The organism is Maricurvus nonylphenolicus (assembly GCF_042854845.1).
Lineage (GTDB): Bacteria > Pseudomonadota > Gammaproteobacteria > Pseudomonadales > Cellvibrionaceae > Maricurvus > Maricurvus nonylphenolicus.
Genome location: NZ_AP031499.1, coordinates 26,704 through 49,295, shown reverse-complemented (window position 1 = coordinate 49,295; position 22,592 = coordinate 26,704). Strand labels below are relative to the sequence as shown.

General features: G+C 46.9%; 25 protein-coding genes. 9 read left to right on the top strand and 16 right to left on the bottom strand.

Features of this window, described 5'->3' with window-relative positions; all coding sequences use genetic code 11:
* Positions 1-423: 423 nt before the first annotated feature.
* The 5 genes from ACGHZ6_RS24740 to ACGHZ6_RS24720 form a co-directional block, all read right to left on the bottom strand.
* Positions 424-795, bottom strand: coding sequence for a hypothetical protein (locus tag ACGHZ6_RS24740; RefSeq protein ID WP_390619389.1), 372 nt, complete (start codon positions 793-795; stop codon positions 424-426).
* Entirely contained in the window at positions 792-1,046 is a 255-nt protein-coding gene (locus tag ACGHZ6_RS24735; protein WP_390619388.1) for a hypothetical protein, read from the bottom strand. The genes ACGHZ6_RS24740 and ACGHZ6_RS24735 overlap by 4 nt, the downstream gene beginning before the upstream one ends.
* On the bottom strand, positions 1,046-1,228 hold the full coding sequence (locus tag ACGHZ6_RS24730) for a hypothetical protein (protein ID WP_390619387.1): 183 nt from the start codon (positions 1,226-1,228) through the stop codon (positions 1,046-1,048). Before ACGHZ6_RS24730 ends, ACGHZ6_RS24735 begins: the two co-directional genes overlap by 1 nt.
* Positions 1,228-2,175: a hypothetical protein gene (locus ACGHZ6_RS24725; protein ID WP_390619385.1), complete on the bottom strand. Its 948-nt coding sequence runs from the start codon at positions 2,173-2,175 to the stop codon at positions 1,228-1,230. The genes ACGHZ6_RS24730 and ACGHZ6_RS24725 overlap by 1 nt, the downstream gene beginning before the upstream one ends.
* 129 nt (positions 2,176-2,304) lie before the next feature.
* On the bottom strand, positions 2,305-3,738 hold the full coding sequence (locus tag ACGHZ6_RS24720; protein WP_390619384.1) for a hypothetical protein: 1,434 nt from the start codon (positions 3,736-3,738) through the stop codon (positions 2,305-2,307).
* 605 nt (positions 3,739-4,343) lie between these two features.
* Between ACGHZ6_RS24720 and ACGHZ6_RS24715 the strand changes: the two genes are divergently transcribed.
* Positions 4,344-4,556, top strand: a complete 213-nt coding sequence (locus ACGHZ6_RS24715; RefSeq protein WP_390619383.1) for a hypothetical protein — start codon at positions 4,344-4,346, stop codon at positions 4,554-4,556.
* Positions 4,546-4,827: a hypothetical protein gene (locus tag ACGHZ6_RS24710; protein WP_390619381.1), complete on the top strand. Its 282-nt coding sequence runs from the start codon at positions 4,546-4,548 to the stop codon at positions 4,825-4,827. Before ACGHZ6_RS24715 ends, ACGHZ6_RS24710 begins: the two co-directional genes overlap by 11 nt.
* Before the next feature lie 70 nt (positions 4,828-4,897).
* Here the strand turns inward: ACGHZ6_RS24710 and ACGHZ6_RS24705 are convergent, their stop codons facing one another.
* The 3 genes from ACGHZ6_RS24705 to ACGHZ6_RS24695 form a co-directional block, all read right to left on the bottom strand.
* The gene (locus ACGHZ6_RS24705) at positions 4,898-5,590 is read right to left on the bottom strand and encodes a hypothetical protein (protein ID WP_390619380.1); all 693 of its coding nucleotides are present in this window, start codon (positions 5,588-5,590) and stop codon (positions 4,898-4,900) included.
* A 189-nt stretch (positions 5,591-5,779) separates the two neighbouring features.
* Positions 5,780-5,980, bottom strand: a complete 201-nt coding sequence (locus ACGHZ6_RS24700; RefSeq protein WP_390619379.1) for a hypothetical protein — start codon at positions 5,978-5,980, stop codon at positions 5,780-5,782.
* Between the two features lie 79 nt (positions 5,981-6,059).
* Entirely contained in the window at positions 6,060-7,616 is a 1,557-nt protein-coding gene (locus ACGHZ6_RS24695) for a hybrid sensor histidine kinase/response regulator (RefSeq protein WP_390619378.1), read from the bottom strand.
* 297 nt (positions 7,617-7,913) lie between these two features.
* On the opposite strand from ACGHZ6_RS24695, the gene ACGHZ6_RS24690 reads away from it, so the two are divergent.
* The gene (locus ACGHZ6_RS24690) at positions 7,914-8,093 is read left to right on the top strand and encodes a hypothetical protein (RefSeq protein WP_390619377.1); all 180 of its coding nucleotides are present in this window, start codon (positions 7,914-7,916) and stop codon (positions 8,091-8,093) included.
* Positions 8,094-8,203: 110 nt separating this feature from the next.
* Positions 8,204-9,315, top strand: a protein-coding gene (locus tag ACGHZ6_RS24685) for an IS3 family transposase (RefSeq protein WP_390619376.1) whose coding sequence is annotated in 2 segments (ribosomal slippage) — positions 8,204-8,456 and positions 8,456-9,315 — 1,113 coding nt in all. Because the reading frame shifts where the segments join, the coding sequence is not laid out codon by codon here.
* Here ACGHZ6_RS24685 and ACGHZ6_RS24680 read toward each other — a convergent pair.
* Together ACGHZ6_RS24680 and ACGHZ6_RS24675 are read right to left on the bottom strand one after the other, a co-directional pair.
* Positions 9,316-10,212 (bottom strand): DnaT-like ssDNA-binding domain-containing protein, encoded by an 897-nt coding sequence (locus ACGHZ6_RS24680; RefSeq protein WP_390619375.1) that lies wholly within the window; start codon positions 10,210-10,212, stop codon positions 9,316-9,318.
* On the bottom strand, positions 10,202-11,722 hold the full coding sequence (locus ACGHZ6_RS24675; RefSeq protein ID WP_390619374.1) for a hypothetical protein: 1,521 nt from the start codon (positions 11,720-11,722) through the stop codon (positions 10,202-10,204). The genes ACGHZ6_RS24680 and ACGHZ6_RS24675 overlap by 11 nt, the downstream gene beginning before the upstream one ends.
* 805 nt (positions 11,723-12,527) lie before the next feature.
* Between ACGHZ6_RS24675 and ACGHZ6_RS24670 the strand changes: the two genes are divergently transcribed.
* Complete coding sequence (locus ACGHZ6_RS24670; RefSeq protein ID WP_390619373.1) at positions 12,528-12,668, top strand: hypothetical protein; 141 nt, start codon at positions 12,528-12,530, stop codon at positions 12,666-12,668.
* A 241-nt stretch (positions 12,669-12,909) separates the two neighbouring features.
* On the opposite strand, the gene ACGHZ6_RS24665 is transcribed toward ACGHZ6_RS24670, so the two are convergent.
* The 6 genes from ACGHZ6_RS24665 to ACGHZ6_RS24640 all read right to left on the bottom strand — a co-directional run bounded on the left by ACGHZ6_RS24665 (position 12,910) and on the right by ACGHZ6_RS24640 (position 16,812).
* Positions 12,910-13,440: a hypothetical protein gene (locus tag ACGHZ6_RS24665; protein WP_390619372.1), complete on the bottom strand. Its 531-nt coding sequence runs from the start codon at positions 13,438-13,440 to the stop codon at positions 12,910-12,912.
* 551 nt (positions 13,441-13,991) lie between these two features.
* The gene (locus tag ACGHZ6_RS24660) at positions 13,992-14,555 is read right to left on the bottom strand and encodes a hypothetical protein (RefSeq protein WP_390619371.1); all 564 of its coding nucleotides are present in this window, start codon (positions 14,553-14,555) and stop codon (positions 13,992-13,994) included.
* On the bottom strand, positions 14,548-14,919 hold the full coding sequence (locus ACGHZ6_RS24655) for a hypothetical protein (RefSeq protein WP_390619370.1): 372 nt from the start codon (positions 14,917-14,919) through the stop codon (positions 14,548-14,550). Before ACGHZ6_RS24655 ends, ACGHZ6_RS24660 begins: the two co-directional genes overlap by 8 nt.
* A gap of 22 nt (positions 14,920-14,941) precedes the next feature.
* Entirely contained in the window at positions 14,942-15,496 is a 555-nt protein-coding gene (locus ACGHZ6_RS24650) for a transglycosylase SLT domain-containing protein (protein WP_390619369.1), read from the bottom strand.
* Positions 15,493-15,741, bottom strand: a complete 249-nt coding sequence (locus tag ACGHZ6_RS24645; protein WP_390619368.1) for a hypothetical protein — start codon at positions 15,739-15,741, stop codon at positions 15,493-15,495. The genes ACGHZ6_RS24650 and ACGHZ6_RS24645 overlap by 4 nt, the downstream gene beginning before the upstream one ends.
* 432 nt (positions 15,742-16,173) lie before the next feature.
* Positions 16,174-16,812 carry a hypothetical protein gene (locus tag ACGHZ6_RS24640; RefSeq protein ID WP_390619367.1) on the bottom strand — a complete coding sequence of 213 codons (639 nt, stop codon included), beginning with the start codon at positions 16,810-16,812 and terminating at the stop codon, positions 16,174-16,176.
* 174 nt (positions 16,813-16,986) lie between these two features.
* Here ACGHZ6_RS24640 and ACGHZ6_RS24635 point away from each other — a divergent pair, with 174 nt between their 5' ends.
* Genes ACGHZ6_RS24635 through ACGHZ6_RS24620 form a run of 4 tightly spaced genes read left to right on the top strand, consistent with a single transcriptional unit; the run spans position 16,987 to position 22,566 of the window.
* Positions 16,987-17,910, top strand: a complete 924-nt coding sequence (locus ACGHZ6_RS24635; RefSeq protein WP_390619366.1) for a hypothetical protein — start codon at positions 16,987-16,989, stop codon at positions 17,908-17,910.
* Positions 17,907-19,952, top strand: coding sequence for a response regulator (locus ACGHZ6_RS24630; protein WP_390619365.1), 2,046 nt, complete (start codon positions 17,907-17,909; stop codon positions 19,950-19,952). The genes ACGHZ6_RS24635 and ACGHZ6_RS24630 overlap by 4 nt, the downstream gene beginning before the upstream one ends.
* Positions 19,953-19,978: 26 nt before the next feature.
* Complete coding sequence (locus ACGHZ6_RS24625) at positions 19,979-22,129, top strand: TonB-dependent receptor plug domain-containing protein (protein ID WP_390619364.1); 2,151 nt, start codon at positions 19,979-19,981, stop codon at positions 22,127-22,129.
* Positions 22,126-22,566 (top strand): hypothetical protein, encoded by a 441-nt coding sequence (locus tag ACGHZ6_RS24620; protein WP_390619363.1) that lies wholly within the window; start codon positions 22,126-22,128, stop codon positions 22,564-22,566. The genes ACGHZ6_RS24625 and ACGHZ6_RS24620 overlap by 4 nt, the downstream gene beginning before the upstream one ends.
* The last annotated feature ends 26 nt before the right edge of the window (positions 22,567-22,592 follow it).

The window sequence follows — 22,592 nt, the reverse complement described above, 5'->3', positions numbered from 1 at the left end:
GGTGAATCTGACCCTGCCTGGTCTCATATCGACGTGAAATCACTGGGTGTAAGCAGGGAAGGCCCCCTGGATTAAAGCTTTGCCGCCAAACTCCATTACAGCCTCAAGGGGGCTGTTAGATCGGCCACGCCGGTACGATCGGCTGTAAACCTGTTGAGGGCCGTCCTCAGCGTGAATTACGCTGAAACCTTTCATACTCCCATCTGGGATCGCCTTAACGCGCTGCCCAGGCTTAAACCCCATCACCTGAAGAAAGTTGCTACTGAGGCGAACCTTTTTTGAGTCCCCAACACAGTTGAATGCCAAGTTCTTGGTAATGACATTTGGCTGGTGGACCATTTGGGAAATCGCGGCCATGGGTTTAAGTGTCCTCGTTAATGATCGACTGGCAAGTGGAGAAAATGTTCGGAGAGTGCAAAACCGTTAATGCCGCTGATACACACGGATCTGATTTAGAGAATTACGCAGGTTATGCAGGCATTCAGCCTTGGCTCTATCGAAGGCTTGTTTCCTCGTTTCTGTAGGCTCCGGAGATAGGTAACCATCAATTTTGAAAGCAGTATTCACTGGGTCAGGGGAGGTCAGGCCGGTTCTGCTATCAGGGTAAAGGCACACGATAGGGAAGTTGACGTATTTCAGAAAGGACTCCCAATCCATATCTTCCACCGCGACAATGACCTCTTCTAGCCGGTCAAGCACCACCGACTTGGCCCGGACAAATGACCCTGTTGAAACTGTGAATGGGTGTATAACCCTAGCCGCTGATTCACTCTGATAACGATTTAAGGCAATCATGCTGCCCCCTTGTCTACACGAGTCAGGATTGTGCTAATTGCCCCAGAGGGCTCCCAGCCTTCGTAGGTAACCGACTTGTCTTTGTTACCGTGGATCTTAGAGCGAAGGTAAATCTTGTTAGGCACACCTTCCTTGTCAGCCTCCACCCCCAGGACATCAGCCACTATGGGGGTGGAGCTGTTTGACTTCCGGATCGTTGCCACTGTCGGATCGGTACCGAGAGAGACACTGATTGATACCGTAGAGGCCATTACGATTTACCCCCTATATTCCTTACAGCTTTCACGTCAAACGATCCATTGGATTGAGGCATAATAAAAAGCTTGGTCGCGCTTGAAGACGCACAAACCTTTAGGTTTCCGTCTTCATCAATCCATACATCAACGGTTGCACCGTTCTCAAGCTCAAACTTCGCGCTGTCGGTAGTTGCCATCACTTCACCTCTATAGTTCTCAGAGGGTCGGTTGCGTAGCTCTGCACGAAGCCCACCAAGGCCTCAAACACATCAGGCTTGAAAAAGTATTTGATCTTGTCACGAAAGAACACGGCTTCAACCGGCTCACCGTCATTTACTTTGGTACGGCTTTCTACAAATCCATTGCACTGATCTTTAAGGCTTCGCTCTTCAGCAATAGCGGACAAAAGGCAATCGACAAGGCCGGTCGCGCCGGTTTCCGCCTCGAAGGTCTGGGCCACTTCACGAACACCTTGTAAAGAGTTAACGCGATCATGTACCCAGCTTCCATAGTGAGATGATTCCAGGATGTAACGACCACGCTGCTGCTTGATTTGTATGTCCGTTCCGTTATGCCGGTGCAAGATTACCAGGCCGAACTCTCGCCCAAGGCTGGTGGCGGAGGCCTTGAAACCTTCCTCCTCAATTGAGTCTGATAGCTTGTTCAACTCTGCCTCAAGAGCTTGGAAGTCAAAAGTGCGAATAGCATAACTAGCCAGTTCATCAGGGGTGGCGTCGAAGAATGATTTCCCCTTTCCAATCTCAGGATCTTCAGCAAAGAACCTGTCACGACGAGGAAAAGAGTAGTTACCAAGTTCAGAAGGTAAGCGATCGGGAGTGATAGATAGGTGACCGGTGTTGCTGGCTTTAGCTGATGCCTCAGAACAGGTCTTCTTAATCCAACGATTAATGACCTCCTCAGTACAACTCATTTCATTGAGGTGAGCCGATGATTTATTGATATAGCCATACAGCGCGGTCTCAGCTTTTTTGAAGGTGTCAAACGCTTCTGCAAATTGGGTGAGCTCGGTTTTAAGCTCTGACTTCCATTTATCTATCTGAGAGGTTTGGGTGACTTCAACCAAAGTCGGTTGGTCGTCCGTTAGATCGTCAAAATCAAAAGCGAGGTTTACGGCTGTATTCACTGTATTTCCTTATCTATCTGTTGGGGCTTGCTAACTTTCTTTAATTCCAAGTTAACCCGGACTTTAAGATATGCAACACAGAGAATTGAGGGAGGGGCGCACAACGTACACCCCTGATGTTGAAGGGAATTATTTCTGGATGGTTAGTTCTGTTGATGCAAAGAGGCCGCTTTCAGTTATCAGGCCGAAAACTACTTTGTACTCACCGGACTCCCAGCCTCCAAGTATTTCTACTGGGACGTTCAGGTGACCACTGGTGTGAGGGCCGAGGCCAATCCGGTTTTCACTCACAGGAATTGTTTTTACAAAACCAGACGGCGTTACCAGGAAGGCGGTCTGATGCATGAAGTAGTGTACTGTTCCTGTGTGCTCGAGGAACAAAGCAAGGTTGGAAGAAACGCTGCCATCATGCATTACCACCGGAGGGGTCAGCTCAGCAGTGATTGAAACGTCAGCGGTATTTTCTGGCATTACAACGCCAGGAGTTCCACCGTTTTTGGGAGCTGCTTTAATCCCGGTAATTTCGATGGAGATTCCGGGGCCGAAATTGAGATGCAGCATTCCTTGTGGGTTGTTAAGTACCGTTGGATCAAAGATGCCGCCATTGTTGTCTGATTCGGACAAAGTGCCGTCAATGTGCATATGTGCTGACGTAACATAGTTGGTGTTGTCGCCGGTCGCCTCAATACCATTTACACCAAACCCCATTGTAGCTCTGGTACCCGATGCGCCATCGAAAAAGTAGTCAACAAACACATCAGAAGAAGTGGGAGTTGGAGATTTAGCCAGGTTCAGCTCTACGTTACCGATTTTTCCAGATATGTAACTTCTGGCATTTGCGTCAACATAATTCTTTGAGCTGCCATTCTGAGCAACCAATTTCATATAGTCTGGATCGAATACCCAGTGAAGCTCAACGGTTTCGTCCAACTGAATACCATGCTCTGGAGCCCCGTTGGTGACCTTGCCGGTCAAGATGATGGTTTGTTTTGAAGGGACGATTTCATCGCAGTCGCCATTGCATTTCTCGATACCAAAGATATCAAGGTTTCCATTACCAGCAATGGTGATTCTCCCGTAAGTATTCGAGTTGGGAGGTAGCTTGATGCTCGTGAGATCGAACAGACCATCAACTGGTGTATGGCTTATGCCATTCAGATCAATGGTGGTTGACACATGCGATGGAAAACCATTCAACATCATCTCGTTAAATGAATGGATGTGGACATTCACATTATCGCCAACTGGCCCAGGCATCCAATCAACGCCAATAATTGAGTTGCCAGAAGGTGTGGTTGGCTGAAAAGACCTGCCCAAGGTTTCAACTTTCACCGCGAGACCCTGTTGGTGATTCTCGTACAGTTTGTTATTTCCACCAACAACTGTTGGCTGTATTTCATCGTCGTACTTTACAGATACAAATATCTTTTCGTCGCTCCCGACGCCCAGCTCAGGGATAGGTCCAGAGGTAAATGATTCAAATCTATAGGTCACTGGTTCAGCGATCGCCATCATTGGCGCAAGCAGCCCAGAAATAATTGCAGGGATGATTAGTTTTTTCATCGGACTCTCCATATCAAGTTCATTGGCAGGAATTGCCGAGGGAGAAGCTAGCACAGAGGTTGAATTTTCATGGTCTCCTGGCACCCCCAAAAAGGGGGTATTTCCATGTAATACAAATGACTTCGATTCTTTGTGCATCTCGTCACAATCAAGGGGTGTTCAGTACGCCACCTCTCAGGAGTTGTGTACTTCAGGTTCCGTGTTAGCGTGATAGAAAAGTGAGAACAAGGAATTTGAAAATGATTTTCCCGCAGCCTAATGAGTGGGGGTGCTACTGCAAAAGCGAAGCAACTGAATATCTCTATGACGATCAGCGTTTAACAGTGACCGTCCAGGTTTTGCAGGTTGATACGCAGTGCTGGATTCAAGCCGCATCATTCAACAAGAAGATCGATGGAGGGGGTGGAACTATGTCTATTGGAACGCCTTTATCCAGGGCTAGTGGGTTTCGACTTCAAAGGGGAGAGACAGACCCACAGAGCGAACTTGAAGCTCTTGCGAGGGCTAGAAGCGAATGGCAATTCAGCCTGGCAGGGCAGCTGGGATAACGTCGAAGCCTGGGCTTTCAACATCGGAAGACAGCAGGATCTGTTTGAGGCCATGTCATGAGCTCCAGAGAACAGCAGCTGGTAAACGCCCAGGTTTGGGTTAACCGGGCCGTGCATCACATGAACTGCCAAATGTCTGGTGATGACAGCGGGTATGGCGTCCCCTCAGATGAGCAGATAGCAGAATGCATAAAGGGGGCGATCGAGAGTCTGGTTGAAAGCCGAAAGGGTTACGCTGGCCAGCAGGAACTGTTTGGCTATGAGCGGTAAGGTTATCAATCTCACCCCCACAGCCAGGCAAGAAGTTACAGCAGTGCTTTGGGTGGGCGATCTACCAGTACTGGAGTTCGCCAAGCTGTACGACTTGGCAGGCGAGGATCTGGAAGGCCTTCTGATCAGCGTCGATAAAGTATGTTCCGACAGCTCATTTACTTCATTGGGGGTGTTTCAAAAAAGAGTGATGATGGCTATTGAATCGGCAAGACAAAGCAATGCTCAAGTCGTAACCTCAGTGAGATTGCGGTACAAGCCTTATGGCTAACAGGTCGCGGCAGCGATCGCAGTAGTAGTTGCCGAGAGTGATTAAAGTATGACAGGCCCCACCCCATTTCTTAAAAGAGCGATGCTTGACGAGGAGTTGCTTCGGTCGAGCCAGTATTGATTGAATCACGCAACTGGCTTATTGACGCTCTCAGGCTTTCCGCACTGAAAAACTTGAACTCACGATGTTGATTGCCATTCCGGCCTAGAAGGTAAAACAGGGTTTTATGGCCTCCCTTTTTTCTCGCGCCAGGCACCCCCGCGTAGGTTCGGTATCCGTACATCTGCTCCCTGTAGAAGTTGTCTGGTTGGGACAAGGCTCCGAAGTGCGCTTTGACTTCACTATCTGCCACATCGAGAACAGAGGGCGAAAGAAGAGGTCTCAGTCGCACCGACTCTGCGACCACATATAGCTTCCCGTTAACTTTAAATTCAAATCCCCGGCAATCACCGCGAGTACGGATCTCGCCCCCACCGATATCTATTTCATCTTCGTCGTAAGGGATCATCTTGTATGGCGGCTGCATGATTGTTACGCCGTGGTATAGCTCTTTTGGAATGATCCGGTATGCACTCAGGTAGTCAGAGCCAAAGTCCCCAAAACCACCACCAGTGACAACCAGCAGATCTTGCTTGTAGGAGACAACCTTACTGGTTTTAAAGTGCTTATCGGTTGAATTGAAGCTGCTGAGCGCCATGCAGATATTGGCATCATAAGCAGCCTCAAAGAATTCAAATGGTACCCAGATAGACCGATGTTCCATATATCACCAAGGCCTGCGCCTCACCCCCAAAAATTGCGTATCTGCAAAGATGGTCGCATGGGCTTTCGTATATGCAACTGGCCAGGTAAAAGCGGTTCACATCGGGATAACGGGCAAAACACTATATGTTGTGGTGTGGTGCCAGATTTCTCGGGTTTTTACTTCCAGCAAGCACTACATATAGTGTTTCTATTCGGCGTAGACCGTTACAGGAAGGTCAATCGGCAATGTTTTAGCCGCCCCCGTCTCTAAGGTCACTTCAACATGGGTGTAGCCAATCAGCGGCTTAACCTCAGTCACTACTGCCGCGTCTTTTTCATAACCGGTCAAAGACACCACATGGTCTGGCCGGATCTCTCCGGCGAGGAGTATTTCTGAATCAACTGTCATCGTTGCTCACTTGGGCACCGCGAGATACCACCACTGCTGGCGTTACCCCAGGCGACTCATTTACTTTCTTGTAGGGCAACTATGCCACATTCGATTCGACGCCAGTGGATCGGTTTATGATGTAGCTGACAACATCTTTCTTGTAAGGCTTGGCAAGGAATTCATTGAATCCGGACTCCAGGGCATGCTCTCTGTTTTTCTCCGTTGGGCTGGCAGTTAGCGCAAAGATCAGCTTAGGCTCAATCCCGTTCTCTTTTTCGTGAGCCCTGATTTTCTTCACCAGTTCAAAGCCGTCCCATATTGGCATATACAGATCAATAACCAATACATCAAAGTCATTGTTTATGTACTTGTCCCATCCATCTCTACCATCCTTGGCCTCATGAACCTCGATAGGCGATGAGCTGCAAATTCTTTTGAAGGTCGCCCGAGAAACAATTGAATCGTCCACGTAGAGCAAAGCGAGGCTGGTGGTCGGCGGCCCAGGCAATGCCAGCTGGGGGTGAGGTTTCTTGGCCTTGGGAAGTGAAATGCGGAATTGGAAGGTAGACCCCACCCCCAGCGAAGAGGACAGAAGCGCGAGCTCTCCACCCATTTTTTCAGTTACCCGGTGAGCAATATTTAAGCTTGTTCCAATTTCGGTCTTGTTCTTCACCCCGCTGGTAACGATCCCGGTCACACGCTCTGCTTGAGCCCCGGACATGCCGCAACCGGAGTCTTGGACTGTTACCAGCAGCTTACAGTAGTCACTCGATGCCCTGGTTAGGATTGACATAGTAACGGTGACCTTCCCTCTGGAGGTAAACCTGATCGCGTTATCAACCAGGCTTTCGACTACTTGCCGGATTCTGAATACATCGCCAACTGCGTAGACATCATCGCTTTGGCCAAGCGTACCGTCCACATTAAGAACTATGCTCTTGGACTTCGCCTTTCTGAAGTAAGGCTTGATAGAGGCCTCTATCTCTTCGCTCAATCGGAAGGGGTGTGCCGTGAGTACAATTTCGTGATTGCTGCTTTTCGCACCGGCCTTATCGATGACCTGTGCCAGGATGTTCATCATCGACTCGATGGATGGGGCCACTATTCTGTCGTGGATAGCAATGATCTGGCGTAACCCACCATTGGCTGCAACTAAGGTGTCATGCTCTTTGGTGCTATGGGGCTTGGCCAAAAGATTGTAGATACTGTTGATGCTCTCCAGGGCACACCCCTCTTGCATATCAACAGAGTTCGTCAAGGCGTTGATGTATTCCGTCAGCTCATGGGAGAGGTGGGCAAGCTCCCGGTCCTGGTTCTCTTTCAGTCGATCAGATTCAGCAATAGCTTTGGAAGCGCTCTCTTTGTACCGGGCGGACAGACTACGGTAGTGGCTGGATTTCCTCTTGCCGATATCCTTGAGTCGATCGAGGCTTTGCAATGCCCGGCTTTGTGCCTCATGAACAGACATGTGCTGCGAATACCGCGAGTACCCATAGGCGAGCAAAATGGCCAGAGACAGGTAAGTAGACCCAGCAAATACAAATAGACTGGTCCTGTCTGGCAAATTAAGAGAAACGGTGATGACTACTAAAAAAATTGGTACGGCAATACTAAGTAATATCGCCAAGCCGTACCGTCTAATTGGCTCATTCACTAAAACAACCTACCTCCTAGATCCAGTGGGTTAGTGCTCCGTGCGGGAGGACCAGGAATTGTACGTTTACTGGTCGATGTTTGACAGCTAATTCAACGTGAAAAGTAGCGGAGGTGTTAGATACAGGGTCATTTCTACCGGCCCCGAATGCCTCATTTCAGTGCAGCTTTGATCAGGTAGAACAAACAAGTCCGCCCGTGGCGATTGAGGCCCACCCCCAGCATTCTCATTTACTTTCTTAATTCCAGTTCAAACCCTTCCATAGCCCATCTGCATACATCCAGAAGGAGAGCATAGATGGGATATACCACTGAAGAATTTAGCGAACTGCCAGATGAACGACAGGAGCCATGGTTTGAGTATGCCGACAGTCTCCTCCGGGGGGATGGGGGTGGGGTTGAGCCTGACAGGGTTCTACTCGCCAGTATGCTCTACGAGATCTACGAAGGAGTGATACCTAGCCAAGCTGATAGTTGAACTCCTATTCAAAGCTGCTGCCGCTGGTGATGGTGTAAACCTCCCCTAAACTAGGGGCATCCACATTTAGAGTTCTCCGGCGTACACTGAGCCGACACGGAGAACCAATAATGAAAAAATCACGCTACACGGAAACTCAGATCGTCAAGATCCTGAAAGAGGTAGAAGCGGGCCGACTGGTTAAGGAGGTTTGCCGGGAGTACGGAATATCCGATGCCACCTACTACAACTGGAAGGCCAAGTATGGGGGGATGGAGGCGTCCGACATTAAGCGCCTGAAAGAGCTGGAAGAGGAAAATCGCCGCCTGAAAACGATGTTCGCTGACCTGAGCCTGGAACATAAAATCCTCAAGGATATCGTTGAAAAAAAGCTGTAAAGCCAGCGATTAGACGCGAGTTGGTGGATTATGCTCGGCAAGAGCATAACGCCAGCCTTCGTTTGGCCTGTCGCGCTGTTGGCATCAGTGACTCGGTGTATCGATATCGACCCGATCTGGGCAGAGATGATGAGGTGATAGCCAGACTACAAGAAGCCGTTGAGCGTTATCCTGCTTACGGCTTCGATAAGCTGTTCAAGATACTGCGTCGCTGGGGGTACCCATGGAATCACAAGCGGGTGTATCGGCTGTACTGCGAACTGAATTTGAATAAACGGCGCAGAGGTAAGAAACGACTGCCGAGCCGTAATCCAGAGCCACTCAGCGTACCCGCTACAGCGAATCATTGTTGGTCGATGGATTTTATGAGTGACAGCCTGTTCTGCGGCCGTCGTTTCCGAACCTTTAACCTAGTGGATGACTTTAACCGTGAAGCGCTGGCCATTGAAATTGATCTGAACTTACCGGCCCCACGGGTGATTCGGGTTCTCGAGCGAGCAGTGGCATGGCGGGGCTATCCCAACAAGCTGCGGATGGATAACGGTCCCGAATTTATCTCTACAGCTCTTGCAGAATGGGCAGAGGAGCACCGAATTGAGCTTGAGTTTATCAAACCCGGAAAGCCGACGCAGAACTCCTATGTGGAGCGATTCAATCGAACCTACCGAGATGAAATATTGAACATGTATGTTTTCCGAAATCTCAACGAGGTCAGGGAGCTAACGGAAAACTGGATCAGGGAATACAACGAAGAACGGCCACATGATTCGCTGGGAGATCTAACTCCCTGGGAATATCTGGCCAAACATCAATCGCCGGAAACCTCTAATTATGAGTGCCACTAATTAGGGGCGGTTTACAATGGCTAAAGCGGGGCCTGGAAGACTACCGGCCCCTCGTTTACTTTCTTCTTTGGGCCATTGGCGACGAGCCCACCATATGAACTGGTTGTTCCAGCTCACCCGTTTAGCACCAACCTCATCCCAATACAGCCGGAATTCCATGGCAAGGGTGTCCAACCAGTGCCGATCCATGCCTTCAGACTCCAGTTGCGCCATAGTTTCGTCTGAAGGAGTCCAGCCAGCACACATGAAGGTACCCTCCGAAGCCTGGCCATTTCTGTTATCACAGCTCCACTTACTTCGAGCGCGGATTAGGAAATGTTCATTCCAGTCAGAGATGTAAACTCTTTGGTCACCAAATTCCTGACGGTACTTTTCAAGGTACTCTGCCTGTATCGCATCCGGCACCCCCAGCTTGTTCAGCTCCAAAGTTGTTTCGTTAGAAGGGTTCCACTGACTTTGTAAGGTCGTTAAAGATTCAATGACACTTTTATCAGCATGCAGACAGAAACCGGCAAAGCCTTCGTCTGTGCAGTCGGAACATAGTTGCTGGTATGAAACTAAGAGATCGGCAATTTGCCCGGTACCAAAACCGTACTGTTTGAGTCGTTGAAGGGTTTGTCTGTTTGGTGCAAAAGCTTGCGGCGAAGGAATAGGGGTTTGCCCTGATAGGGCTGTGTCAGAATTTCCGACAGTAGGGAGAGTGACTGTGCATGATGGGCCGGGATGTACTTTGCAGTTCAATAAGCCCCGCCGTTGTAAGGCAGTAAAAGAGGAAATGAGCCCTGGCCAAGTTGTCGGAAGATCTTCGTCGGAGGAGAGCGTCAGGTGCCCATCAGTTGCTTTTTGTTTTACCCAGTCCAGTACATCAAGTTCAGATAGAGGTGCTTCAGCCTGCATGGCTCAAGTCCTCAAATGCTTGTTGTCTCAACTGGACATTGTGGCGTGAGTTGTCGCCTACGATTTGGTCTTCAGGATCTCTCTCGAACCTAAAGCTGTCTTCACCGTCGATTCGCTTGTAGTGAACATAGTACCCGTACACCAAAGCCACACCTTCTTCACCCTGGACCCAATTGTCATCTACTGAGAACTTCTGCAAAGCTCGCATGAAGTAGGCTCTGAAATTATCGAACCGGGCAGCAGGTGTGAGGTGGTCATACATGTCGTGTATGGTGTACCACCGCTGATTCAGGTTTCCTTTACGGCGACCGGAAACGAAAGCCCTGGCCCAGTTGTAGAACCTCTGAATAATGCCTGACCGCTCGATAGCCAGCTCCTCATGAGACAGGAACAGATTGGTAGTGCCATCGTAGAGGAGGGAGTAGAACATCCGCATTTCAAGGCTGAAGGTATAGAACCGTGGACGAAGCTGGGTGATATCTTGCTCACCGAACAAATCAGCGATCTTGGTGTTTTCGTGTGCAATCTCGAAGTTCTGTAGGAACCTAAACTCAAAGGTGTCTGACTGAGGCAGCTCACCCCCACCAGGTAACATGCTGAAGTTATCTCGGAACCATTGGTTCTCTGTCGCATCAACCCGGAAGTTTGTATCCGCGAGACGACGCATCATTCCAACGATCTGATCAAGGTTTTTGTTCGCACAGGTCATTCCCATCAGAACGCAGAGATCGTGAATGTCCAGATTAAACACATTTGGCACCATTGTCTCATTAAAGGCGCTCTCACCATGCTGGGCAATCAGCTTAGCTTTACGCCTGGCAATCTCTTTCTTGCAGTAGCTGATGATAGAGCGCATTGCTCTTTGATCGGTAAGCACAGCAATCCCACTGTCTTCAGCACTGGAACAGTTCGCAGTGATACGAAGCGGAGCACCGCCGATCTGACACTTAACCTGGATTTCCTTACGAGTGTCCTTATGCGACAACCTCATAGCAGAGTCGAGAATCCCGTTGAATACTCGCTCATGGAAGTGGATGGTGATGTTCTTTGGATCTTGGAGAAGGATTGAATTCGCCTCATCATCAAGAAACAGTTCTTTCTGCTTGCGAACTATTGCCTTGGTGGTTCGTCGAGGCTTTGGTGCCCCTTCAGGCTTTCTGGAGGGCAGGGAAGCTAGTTTAGCCAGATCTTCAACGAGGTAGTGATTAACTCTCTTCTTGCCTGTTTGGTAATGCTTTTCAAGTGAGGCGATCCCCAGCTCAACCAACTCTTTGAGGCGCTTGGACATCATTGCATCTGAAGAGCCTTGACCCTGATCCTTTAGATAAGCCTGGATAACCTTTCTTGGAACAAGGGTACTACCGTCAGCAGCACTATCGAGTTCTTTGCCAGTGGTGATCAATGCTTTGAGAAAAGCTTGCTGTCCCCGAGAGATAGACCTGAGGTTATCTATCAGTGAATGCTGTGTGAGAACAGTGTCTGTAACCTCTACAAATACTGTGTCATCCATGCTTCCCCCAATGGTTGTAAGGCAGTTATTGATTATCTAGCTGATGCTTTGTAAGGTCATATCAAAGAAACAGCTTTATTCTGTAAGGACATTTAAGCATAAACAAGTGGAATTTGTAAGGAACGAACAAGAGAAATGATAAAGATTCCCACCTTCCTCTCTCTGGATGTATAAATAATATAATTATTAAAATTGAGTATGACTTAGTAAGGGGGGAGTATAGGTTAGTACAGTCAGTACAACTTAATATAGTGATAATTTCTCTTTGTAATTCAATTGGTTATCTTGCTTCTGGCGTCATTTACTTTGCTGATACTCCATTTACTTCGGTTTTGAGCCGTTTACTTCGTTGAGTCGGCATTTACTCTGCTATTTACTCATTTACTTCCTTACCCTTACATTTACTTCGCTGCCTCGGCGTTTACTTTCTTGTTGCCTCATTTACTTTTTTAACCCCTGAGTGGTGATTCAGAGAGGTCGCCAGGGCGGCTCTCATTTACTTCCTTAATATCGAGACAGCCTGCCGGATCTGTCCCATTTACTTCGTTATTGAGGGCTCATTTACTTCGTTAACGGTCTATCTACCCCTCATTTACTTTCTTAGCGGCTGGGGGTGGTGGAAGACTGATGTTTTTGGCGAGTTTCTGATTGGTCGGGGGTGCGATCTGGAGGTCAATGGTCATATCTGGCCATTGTTCTTACATATCAGGAGGTTGTAAGGCGCTTCTAAGGTAAATAATAGGTGAAGCTAATGGAATTTGTGAGGTCGTTAAAGAGTAAATGAGACGGAGAAAGGGGCTCGCGAGTGTACCAGCAGCTGTCAGTTACACCGTTATGCCAGTACCACCTGAAAGGGGCTATCTCCCGTAGCGTACTGGAAGAACAAGTCGGTGTTTTATCGCTGGAGCCCGATAACGAAGTAAATGCCGATGGCACAGATCAGTAGCAGGGCTGCAATAGTCCTGATGGCAAATAGCTTAGACCTGCTTTGCTCTGCTGGTGTGGAATTGGGTGACTTTTCATCAACAACACAATTCACTTGCCCTGCCTGGCGTACTGCTTGCTCGAAGCGGGCGTGTTCCCTGTTGCCCCTGTCAATGCGCTCGCGATCCCGGCGAGTCAGCTTGGGCTTCTTAATGACATTCACTTCGCAGAATGCCATTTTCGATAGGTCAGTGGCGGATACGCTATTCCTCATTTACTTCCTTATCCCCGCTTCTTGGCAGCTTTCTTGTCTCCTGCCTTTTGATCTGTCGCATGACCGCCTTCATTTCATTGGACTGCTTGCGAAGCCTTTTGAAATGCCCTTCAGTCATCATCGCAAGGTCAAGCTCTTCATCATGGCTTGAGTACTTCTTGAAGGCCTGCCGATTAAAGTTCCCCCGGACCTTTTGAATGGGGTAATAGTTATGCCCATCCCCAGTTCCCTTTTCCTTCAGATACCTTCTTTTGAAGGTCAGGTCATTCGTACCAAGATGCTGCCGAACGTATGGTGAAATGAACCCGTAGTCCAAACCCATCTTAAGGAACTGGTCTTTGACCTTGTGGTAATTGTCACAATGTAACTGAGCCTCAAGAAACGACAGGAGGTGAATCTTTCTGAGTTCTTCCTCTATCGCCGCATAGCATTCCTCGACCCATTGGCGTGCATTTTCGGGGTCAATGTTAGCTCTGTTCTCTAATGCTTCAGTATAATGAGCAATGTCTTCGTAATCCACAGCATACTTTCCAATGTAATATCTCTTGTAATTCTTCAAGACTTACAAAAGATTTTGTTAGTAACTCAAAAATTACACTATATTAAAGGTTAAAATAGATTTCTTACTATTTTAGAGGCAGGGTAAGACAGAAACAGTAACAAGTCAAAGAATTACACTATACTAAAGGCAAAGGTTTATTACTTACTTTTTTACGAGGGTAGATCTGATTACAAGAAAAATAATGCTCCTGGTGATGCCAGTAGTCTGTTGTGAATGGTGACGCTGGGTACTGGGCAGGAGTTCTGATGTCGGGATCTGGAGTTGCAGTAGCCAGAAGCTGGAATTTAGAGCGCGCTTGGGAAGGCCCTCTGATTGATCTGAATGTCCTGGAAGGTTCTGGTCAGCAGGTCTTCTGAAGGGTCTTCAAAAGGCCATGAAGATGCCCTTGGGATGGGATGGAAAGGCCTGCCATGGCAATTGGAATGTGCCGGTTGAAGGCTCTGAAGGGCGAGATGGAAGGGAAGGCTGGAGCCGCCCGGAGACGGCATTAAGGGCGTACTGGGGAAGGATTAAGAAAGGTTGCAATCGCCATGGCCTACCTCCTTGCAGAAAGGGCAGGCGTTCTTGATCTTCTGTTCGACGGAGCTGTAGTACCGCACTCCGCAATTTGAGCAGTAGGGAATAAATGCATAGTGACTTACCAGCTCACGAGAAAGGTAGAAGGCCGTATCCGGACTGACCCGCTTGGCCACTGCTCCAGCTGACTCACGGATGTTGGTGTATAAGTCGAACGCATTGATCACTTCTTGCATTGAGAGCTCTTCATGAACTCGTTCGCCATATAGGTAATACATGGTGGCGGCAAGAAGGGACATTTCAATCAGGTGGCCATTGGAAGTGACACCTTTACCCGGTACCTTGTTAGATGGTCGAGTTGGCCACTGGTGCATCTGGTGTGCGAGTCGTCCTTCAATCATCTCAGATGCCCGTTCAACAGACCTCTTCCCGAAGGCTTTGGCACCTTCCCTTAGATGGGCTTCAGACAGCAGGGGCTTAGAAAACCCAAGATGCAGCAAGAGGTGTATGAAAAGGGTCTCAGATGGTGATCGCCTGTTTTGTTTCTGGTCACGCACACTGCACCTCCTGATCTATGGGTGGTTGAGACATGAGTTGCAGAATAGCCTTGGCCTTCACATCCTGGTTTGGGGTGAGCAGCTCGATGAGAGTTTCATCAGGTAAGGCAGGTTTTAATGTGCTCATGTGAGGATTACAGAGATCCAGAATTGCATTAGCTGGGGCTTGGCAAATCGCTTTCGCCAGCTTCTCCGAGATGAATGGAAAGCGTTTACGGACAGCTTCATAACCGTTATTTGCCATCGTGGCTTTTACTGCCACCCAAAATTCAAGCTGAGATCCCTGGAGGGCTTGATCTGGGACAGCGGTACCGATTGTGCTGGCTGTCGATAGGATTTCTGAATTGACGGACTGATCGTTCATTTGCAATTAACTCCCTTTGGTCTTAGTTGATCTTTAACTGGGCCAGGTTTCGGTAGACTTGCCACACTCTGTTCCCGTACCAAACCGCTCGTTGATGGTCTCCCCAGTTGTGATAGCGACCAACCCCCAGGACAGGATCGGGGGTCGAGGCCATAGTTTTCTTCAAATATTTGGCCGCTACGACAAGATTGGTCTGAGGGTCGAGGAGAGATAGAGGGTCTGTTTGTGGGTGGTAATAGAGGTTGATTTGCATCATTCCCACATCAACATTCGATGTTTGGCGGAGAATGGCCGATAAGGCATGCTCAGCCTCTATCCTGGTCTTATAGAAAAAAGCGCCATCCGCTGTTCTAAGCACATATGGGTATGGGCGGATATTCCCATTTCCCGCGCCTGTAGCAGACTCAACGATGGCTAATGAATAAAGAAGAAGAGAGTCCAGCTGGTGGGTGCTGGCGACTTGCTCGAAAACTGTACCACTGAGGGTAAGGCTGCCAGGCTCAACAGGTTCTGCCGATGCTGGGCTAGAAAGGGAGAGCGTCGATGACAGCATTAGAGTAGAAAGGAGCTTTTTCACTGGTTCCCCCCTTGTTCTTGGTAGCTAAGGGCTCTTATATGGGAATAGATTGACCAGACTTCCCTGCCATGGGTCCGGCTTTCGTCTTCGCTTTTCCATGTGAAGTAGCGCCCAACACCAATTACGGGGTCATTACTGGAAGCAATGGAGTTTTTGAGTAGCTGGCCACCAACTTTGAGGTTGGTATATGGGTCAAGTAGCGTTGAAGGTTCTTCTTGCGGGTGGTAGTGGATACTGATCTGCATCAGTCCCACCTCAACCCAGGTAGTGGTTTCGAGAACAGAATTAAGAGCTGATTGGGCTTTTTCTTTCGAGTTAAAGTGCTTGGTAAGCTGAGAAGAGCGGATCACGAACGGAGAGGGAGATATAAGTCCCCCGCCTTGATACTTTCCTGATGCCTTGATCGAAACGGCATAAAGTAGGAGGGGGTCAATTTGGAGCTCTTCAGCGACTTTTGAGTAGACCGTTCCTTTGAGTGTGAAGGCCTGTCCCAGGCAGGGGAGGGTAGCGCAAAATAGCGCTAGAGCTGCACATAGCCTCCTAAGTGTGAACCTGGAAATCATCCCCAATGCCCCTAATAGTGGTGGGCAGGTGTAATCCTGCACCTTATTGGGGGCATTATATGTAATATTTTAAATTACAACAACCGAAAAGGTGATGTTTTTAAAATACAGGGATCAGGGCTTTTTAAGATTATTTCTTATATGGCTCGCGACAATTTTGCGATGTGCAGGAAGGATATCCCTCTGATCGGTGAGCTGGAAGTCAGTTAGGGTCTCTATCGTGAGTTCAAGACACCTCTCCAGATCAAAGGCAGGAGCTTGAATGTCGAGCTCCTTGGCGACAGTGGTAACCAAAATGGTAGCCAGAGGCGTTAAGGGCTGGAATCGTGTATGAGGGTCTTCAAAAGGGTTGCCGACCGCACCATCACCATATTTTAGCCAGGCCTCTACACGAAGACCGTTGTAGGAACCTTCGATATGGTGAAGGAGGAAAGTAACGATTTTCCTAAGGGTGGCAGGTTTTGGCGGCTTGTCCTTTTTAAGCCAGTCACCAGGAGCATGTCTGCTGCTTTCAAAGAGGTTGGCAACATGGGATTGCCTGCCGTCAGACATAGGTGGCATTTCGAGATCGGTTAAGTCAATGAGTTGGTTAAGGCGTAGAGAAAAGCCGGGATAGATTTCACTCACGGCAGCGCTAGGTGTGTCTTGGAACTCGCGCTTCTGTGAGTTGATATCGACCACTTTGGCAGATTTGTTCATTAATAAGTGCTCAAACAGGTTAAAGTTGTACACCAATCCTTTGGAATCATCCATGCGGGTAAGCTAAAGGCTTACAATAATTTAAAATATTACAGCTCCAAACCTTATTGTACATCAAGGCTTGAGATTTTGGTAAAATTGTAATTTTTTATGTGTAGGTGATAATGGTTATCAATAACGGTAGTTTGTCAAAACTGATAAGATTAGAGGATCTATGGTAGCTGGGAAATGATTGCAAAAGCTTTGACACTAGCTGGAGCGCTATTGCTTGCCGGAGCTTTAGAAGTACAGGCCGAAGAAACGTATATAGCGATTGGTGAAGACCTAAGAGGTGGTAAAGAAAGATTGATTAATAAGCTTAGGGAGGAGCTGACCAATAATACAGGGTATAAGCTTCCATTTATTTCAAACACTGAAGCGGCTGCACTGAACACCGACGAAGATACTGTAATTACTCTTGGCGAAAAAGGGTTGCGTATCGTTATGTCAGGTGAGGGAAAGAGCAAGATAGTCGCAGCCTTCATTAGCAGTGAATCTTTTAATCGCGTCTTAGCTGATTTTCCTCAAAGCAGTAGGTCGCTTACCGCTGTCTACTCAGACCCTGACCCGATGAAGCAACTGGCTTTAGCAGTTGCTCTGTATGGTGAAAATGTTGTTGTTGGCTTTCTGACATCGGATCTTGAAGGGAAATTAAGCAAAAGTTACGAAAGCGCAGCTAAGCGTTTGGGAATTAAAACTCACTTCCAGGTAATCAATGACGAGCGATCAGCAAAGGGAGTTTTTGATTCTTTGGGTGACACCAATGTAATTGTATTGGCAAAAGATAAAGCCATGTTGGAAGAGGTCGGATTAGAAAAGTTTCTCTATTTGGCGTATGACATCAACAATATTGGTGTGATCGGGTACAGCAGTGGGTTAGTAAAAAACGGAGCGATAGGGACGACATACGCTTCAATTGAAGATACAGCCCAAAGTATCTCCGAGATAATCAGCACAAAAAAAACCGGTGATAAGATCCCAGAGCCTAAATTCACAAGATCATTCAGTATCGCATTGAACAAATACGTGATGAGGTCTTTGCTGATACCTGAAAAAGACGAAGAAAAGGTTGAAAAGGAAGTGCGCAATATGACGGATGGGGGTGTTGAATGATTACCTCTTTAGTTATTTGGCTGCGTAAGAAGACCACGATCAAATTCCGAATCTTCCTATTCACCGGTTTCATGATTTGCTCATTGTACCTAATGACTCTGGGGGCAATGCAACAACATCTCTCTTCAACGAAAGAAGAAAAGATTGAATCATTGAGATTCATATCAAATGAAGTGTTAGCAAGTGCGAGTGCATCGGCTTTGTGGCGGGGAAGGAAGGATGAGTTAGCTGAACTTACAACAAAGCTCATTGAATCAACCGACATTAACTACATCGCCATATATGACTCTGAAGGGGATTTGTTTTTCAAATATGGTGAGAGGGATTTCGATGATAATGCAGTTGAGATACGCCGCGATGTAGAAAAGCTATCAGTTGTCCCTGGTTTTGATGACTTTGATAGTGATGGTGTCGCAGTTTCGACCGAAAAGGTAAAGCTTGGTTATCTCGAGGCCCAGATCGACGAGTCGAATGTATCGGATTTAGCTTGGAGTGGCCTATGGCGGAACTTTACATTCTTGGTGGTCGTGTGTTTGTTGGTTTTACCCTTGGCCTACATCCTGGCCATGTCATTGGTTAGACCATTGAGAGGTATTGTATCGGATCTGCAAAAGTTTGAATCTGGTGACTATGAAAATTTGATAGGTAACAGTAAATACAATGATGAATACGGGGCGATATCTGATGCGCTTAAAAAGGCGGGAGCCTCGATATCAACTAAGACAGGGCAGATCGAAAATGCCAACAAGGAACTTTTAGACCGATCAAAACAGTTAGAACATCAGCGCGATATCGCAATGGAAGCAAGGCAACTTGCTGATGAGGCGAATGCGAAAAAAGATGTGTTTGTATCTAACATCACGCATGAACTAAAAACACCTCTTACAGGAGTTATTGCTTCAATAGACTTAATCGAACAGAGCATTAGCTCGATGTTTGATGAAGGGTATTTAGAGAAACAGTCTATAGATAGCAGGAAACAATCACTGGATTTTATGCAGCTAATCAGCTGTATTGATCTGGCCAAATTCAGCGGAAGTCAGCTTGAGACGCTAGTTAATGAGATCTTGATTTCAATAGAGGATATGTATTCTGACATAAGCTTAGATTTGCATCCAATCGACTTGGTTGCATCTCTTAATAAACTTATGGATGCACACAAGATTGAAGCAATTGGAAAGGGATTAGATTTTAAAGTCCAGGTGAGTAGTGATCCAGGAATATGGGTATTGGCCGATTGGTTGAGGCTTGCGCAAGTTGTAAATGGACTTCTGAGCAACGCAGTTCGATTTACTGAGCATGGCAGTGTAGAGGTGCAGGTAAGGGTTCTAGGCACAAAGGACCAAGTATCGCTGTACGTGGAAGTCAATGACACCGGGGTTGGTATATCAGCTGCTGAAAAAGAAAGGATCTTTTCCCTGTTCCATATAGCAGAAGAACCTACTAAGAAAATGCATTCAGGAATCGGGACTGGCCTGGCTATAGCGCAAAGGATATGTGAGCGGACTGGAAGCAAACTGACTTTGAATAGCACGGAGTTAGGTAAAGGCTCAAGTTTTGGATTTAGCTGTAGCTTTGAAAGATGTGAAGCAGTGAATGTTGTCAGCATTGACGCCAGGAAGACCGCTAAAAGCGTTGAAAAATATAGAGGCATCAAGCTGTTGTATGTTGAAGACTCTTCAACTAACCAGATGATCTTTCAAGAGTACTGCAAAAGGTATGAGGTTGATCTAGTGGTTGCGAACAACGGTCTCCAGGGGTTGGAGAAATGTGAGCATGGTACGTTTGATGCCTTAGTAGTTGATTGCTATATGCCTGTGATGACGGGTTATGAAATGGTCGAGAAGCTGAGATACTCGGGTGACGAGGACTCATTCATTATCGCGCTATCTGCCGACAACTCCAAAAAGAACGTCGAAAAATGTAGGGATTCAGGCTTTAACGAATTTGTAGCCAAGCCATATACGAAGGAAACTTTTAAACACCTTCTTGATATGGTTTTGGAGCAAAAAAACGAAAGAGATGTAATTGGAACTAACTGAAAATAAACAGGAGTCAGTGGCAGAAAATGAAACTTAGGGCTTTTATTGGGGTGTGCCTGGTAGTACCTAGCACAGCGTTTGGTGAAATCGAACTGGATGAGTATGACACATCACCGTTAGTAATCTCGCCAACCAGGCTGAAACAGAGCCAGCATGACACACCCGCATCCGTTACAAGAATTACCAAAGATGTAATCAGAGACCTCCAGATCAACAAACTGGATGAGGTCTTGAAGTACGTGGCTGGTATGATCTCGGCAAATGCATCAGGCAATCAGCCAAGAATTAATTACCATGGAACAAGTGGGCTCGTCCCAAGACGAATGCAGGTTCTGATCGATGGAGTCAGTGTGTATAGGTCAGGCTATGCCGAAGTGGTTTGGCCAACGCTGCCTATAGCTGTTGATGACATTGAGGTGGTGGAGGTAACGAGGTCACCAAGCGCTGCTGCATATGGTACCAACTCCATGATGGCTGTGATCAATATAAAAACTAAAGATCCGTTAAGCGTCGATCGGACAGAAGTTAGAGTAACTTCAGGGTCACAGGAAACGAGGAAGTTTGGAATTAGCTCTGGAGGTGAATTTTCAGATAATGCGCGGTATAGATTCAGCATTAACGGATTTGAAGACGAGGGATATGATGAAAATTTCGCAGGCTTGGATCGACATGACGGTACCAGGTCTATCTTGGTAAACGGAAAAATTGACTATGTAATTGATGATGATACTCGGGTGGATGCTTTTGTTGGATTCAGTGATGTTGAAACTGAGTTAGAGTTCAGAGATAGAAATCAAACATCTTTCCCTGACATAGATACTAAGTCGGTATATGCAATTGGAACTTTATATCAAGCTTTTGAGCCTGGTGATGAGCTGAAGATTAAAGCAAGCTATGTTACAGCTGACCAGGAAGTTGAGTGGGGTCAGTGTTACCCTACAGCACTTTTCTCAGATAGCTTAAGAGCTCTCCATCTACAGAATCCAGACTACGCCGAAAGCTTGAGAAACAATACTGTCCCGACAGGTGGTTCAGCGTCAGATGATCAGTTAAGAGACCAATTTCTGGCTGAGGTAGCAACTTTAGGTGCAGCGGCCCTAGAACCCTGGTGTGGAACTACTAACGAAAATACGATGGAAGGCAGGTATGGTGTTGAAGCTGAATTTACTTCGATTGTTAATGACACTTTACGATATGTGATTGGTGGCAGCGCCTATAGGAATTGGATAGAGTCTGAGACGTTTGTTAATGGTAAGGGCTCATCAAACCAATTTGGCCTGTTCGGTAATGCCGAAATGCGATTTGGGAGGTTTGTATTTAATCTGGGTGGGATGGTAGAGCACGAACCAAGCAACCTCGATGACCCCGCCTTCTCCCCAAGAATTGGAGTGAACTACAGGCTAACAGGAAACACCAGTATTAGAGCGGTTTTATCAAGATCCGTTAGAACACCTGATATCCTGGAATATGATCGAGACTGGAGTTACAGGCTCGATTCTACTGATCCATATCCTCTGGATGGGCAAACAAGCAAATATTTCTACTTCAATTCCAAGAGTGATGGAAAGATAAAGTCTGAAGAAATATTAGCCAGAGAAATATCGCTTTTCCACTCATCATCAATAAACCTCGACAGAGGTAAATTGCTTCGATCATTTGACTTCAAATTCTTTCGTAATAATCTCGACAACCTTGTTTCGGAGAAATTGCAGTTCTTTGACTATAACCCCACTAATGATGGTGAAGTGCGATTGACGGGATTTGAGTTTGAAGCGGACTTCAAATTTGAGAATTACTTTTTGCCTGAGTATGTTGAGTATGTATCGGCTCACATGAACTATGCATACATCGACAACGATACAGATGAGTTTTTTGAAACTTCATTGCATGCGGATCATAGTGGTGCGGCTTATATTATTGCTAGAGCCAAAGCAGGATATTTTGGATCTCTCGCTTATTACGGAAATAGCGATATTCAGGGAGAGTCCGCTGATGCATATGAGTTTGGTCTTGGCAGAGATTTTAGATTCAATACAGGCACCTTTACGCTCAAAGGCAAGGTTGTTTATAGGCCAGATAAAGTAGAAGAGTTTACTTCCAGTGAAACATTTGCAGTGAAGAACATCTACAGTGACAGCACAAGTTTCTTCATCACTGCGGAATATAGACTCAAATGACTACCTATCAAGTAGTTGATTTTATCTGTGATTTAGTAAACCCAGTATTGTTTGTGGCTTGTGTTTTGATAATAGGAAAATTATCAACCAAAGACAAAAGTAACAGCATTAAGCTGGGTTTATATCTTCTTTGGAATCTAGCGATCACCTACGGAATAATGTTTTTAGACAATACACTTTCGTTTTTCAAAGGTTATGGCCTCGACTACAGCACTCATACCGCCTTTGCGCTTTCTGCCGGGATTGTTCTCTTATTCCTATCGCGCCGATTGCGGTTGATTGTAGGAGCCATTGTCTTCTATGCCATCGCAATGCTTTATCAAGGATATCACACGATAGAAGATCTAATTGTCACCGTCGTTGTGGTGATACCCCTCTTTGCTATTGGATTTAAGCTACTCCGTCCATCGAGAGAAAACGCTCAAACTTGCATATAGAAAGAGAGTGCTAAAATCAAGGAAAT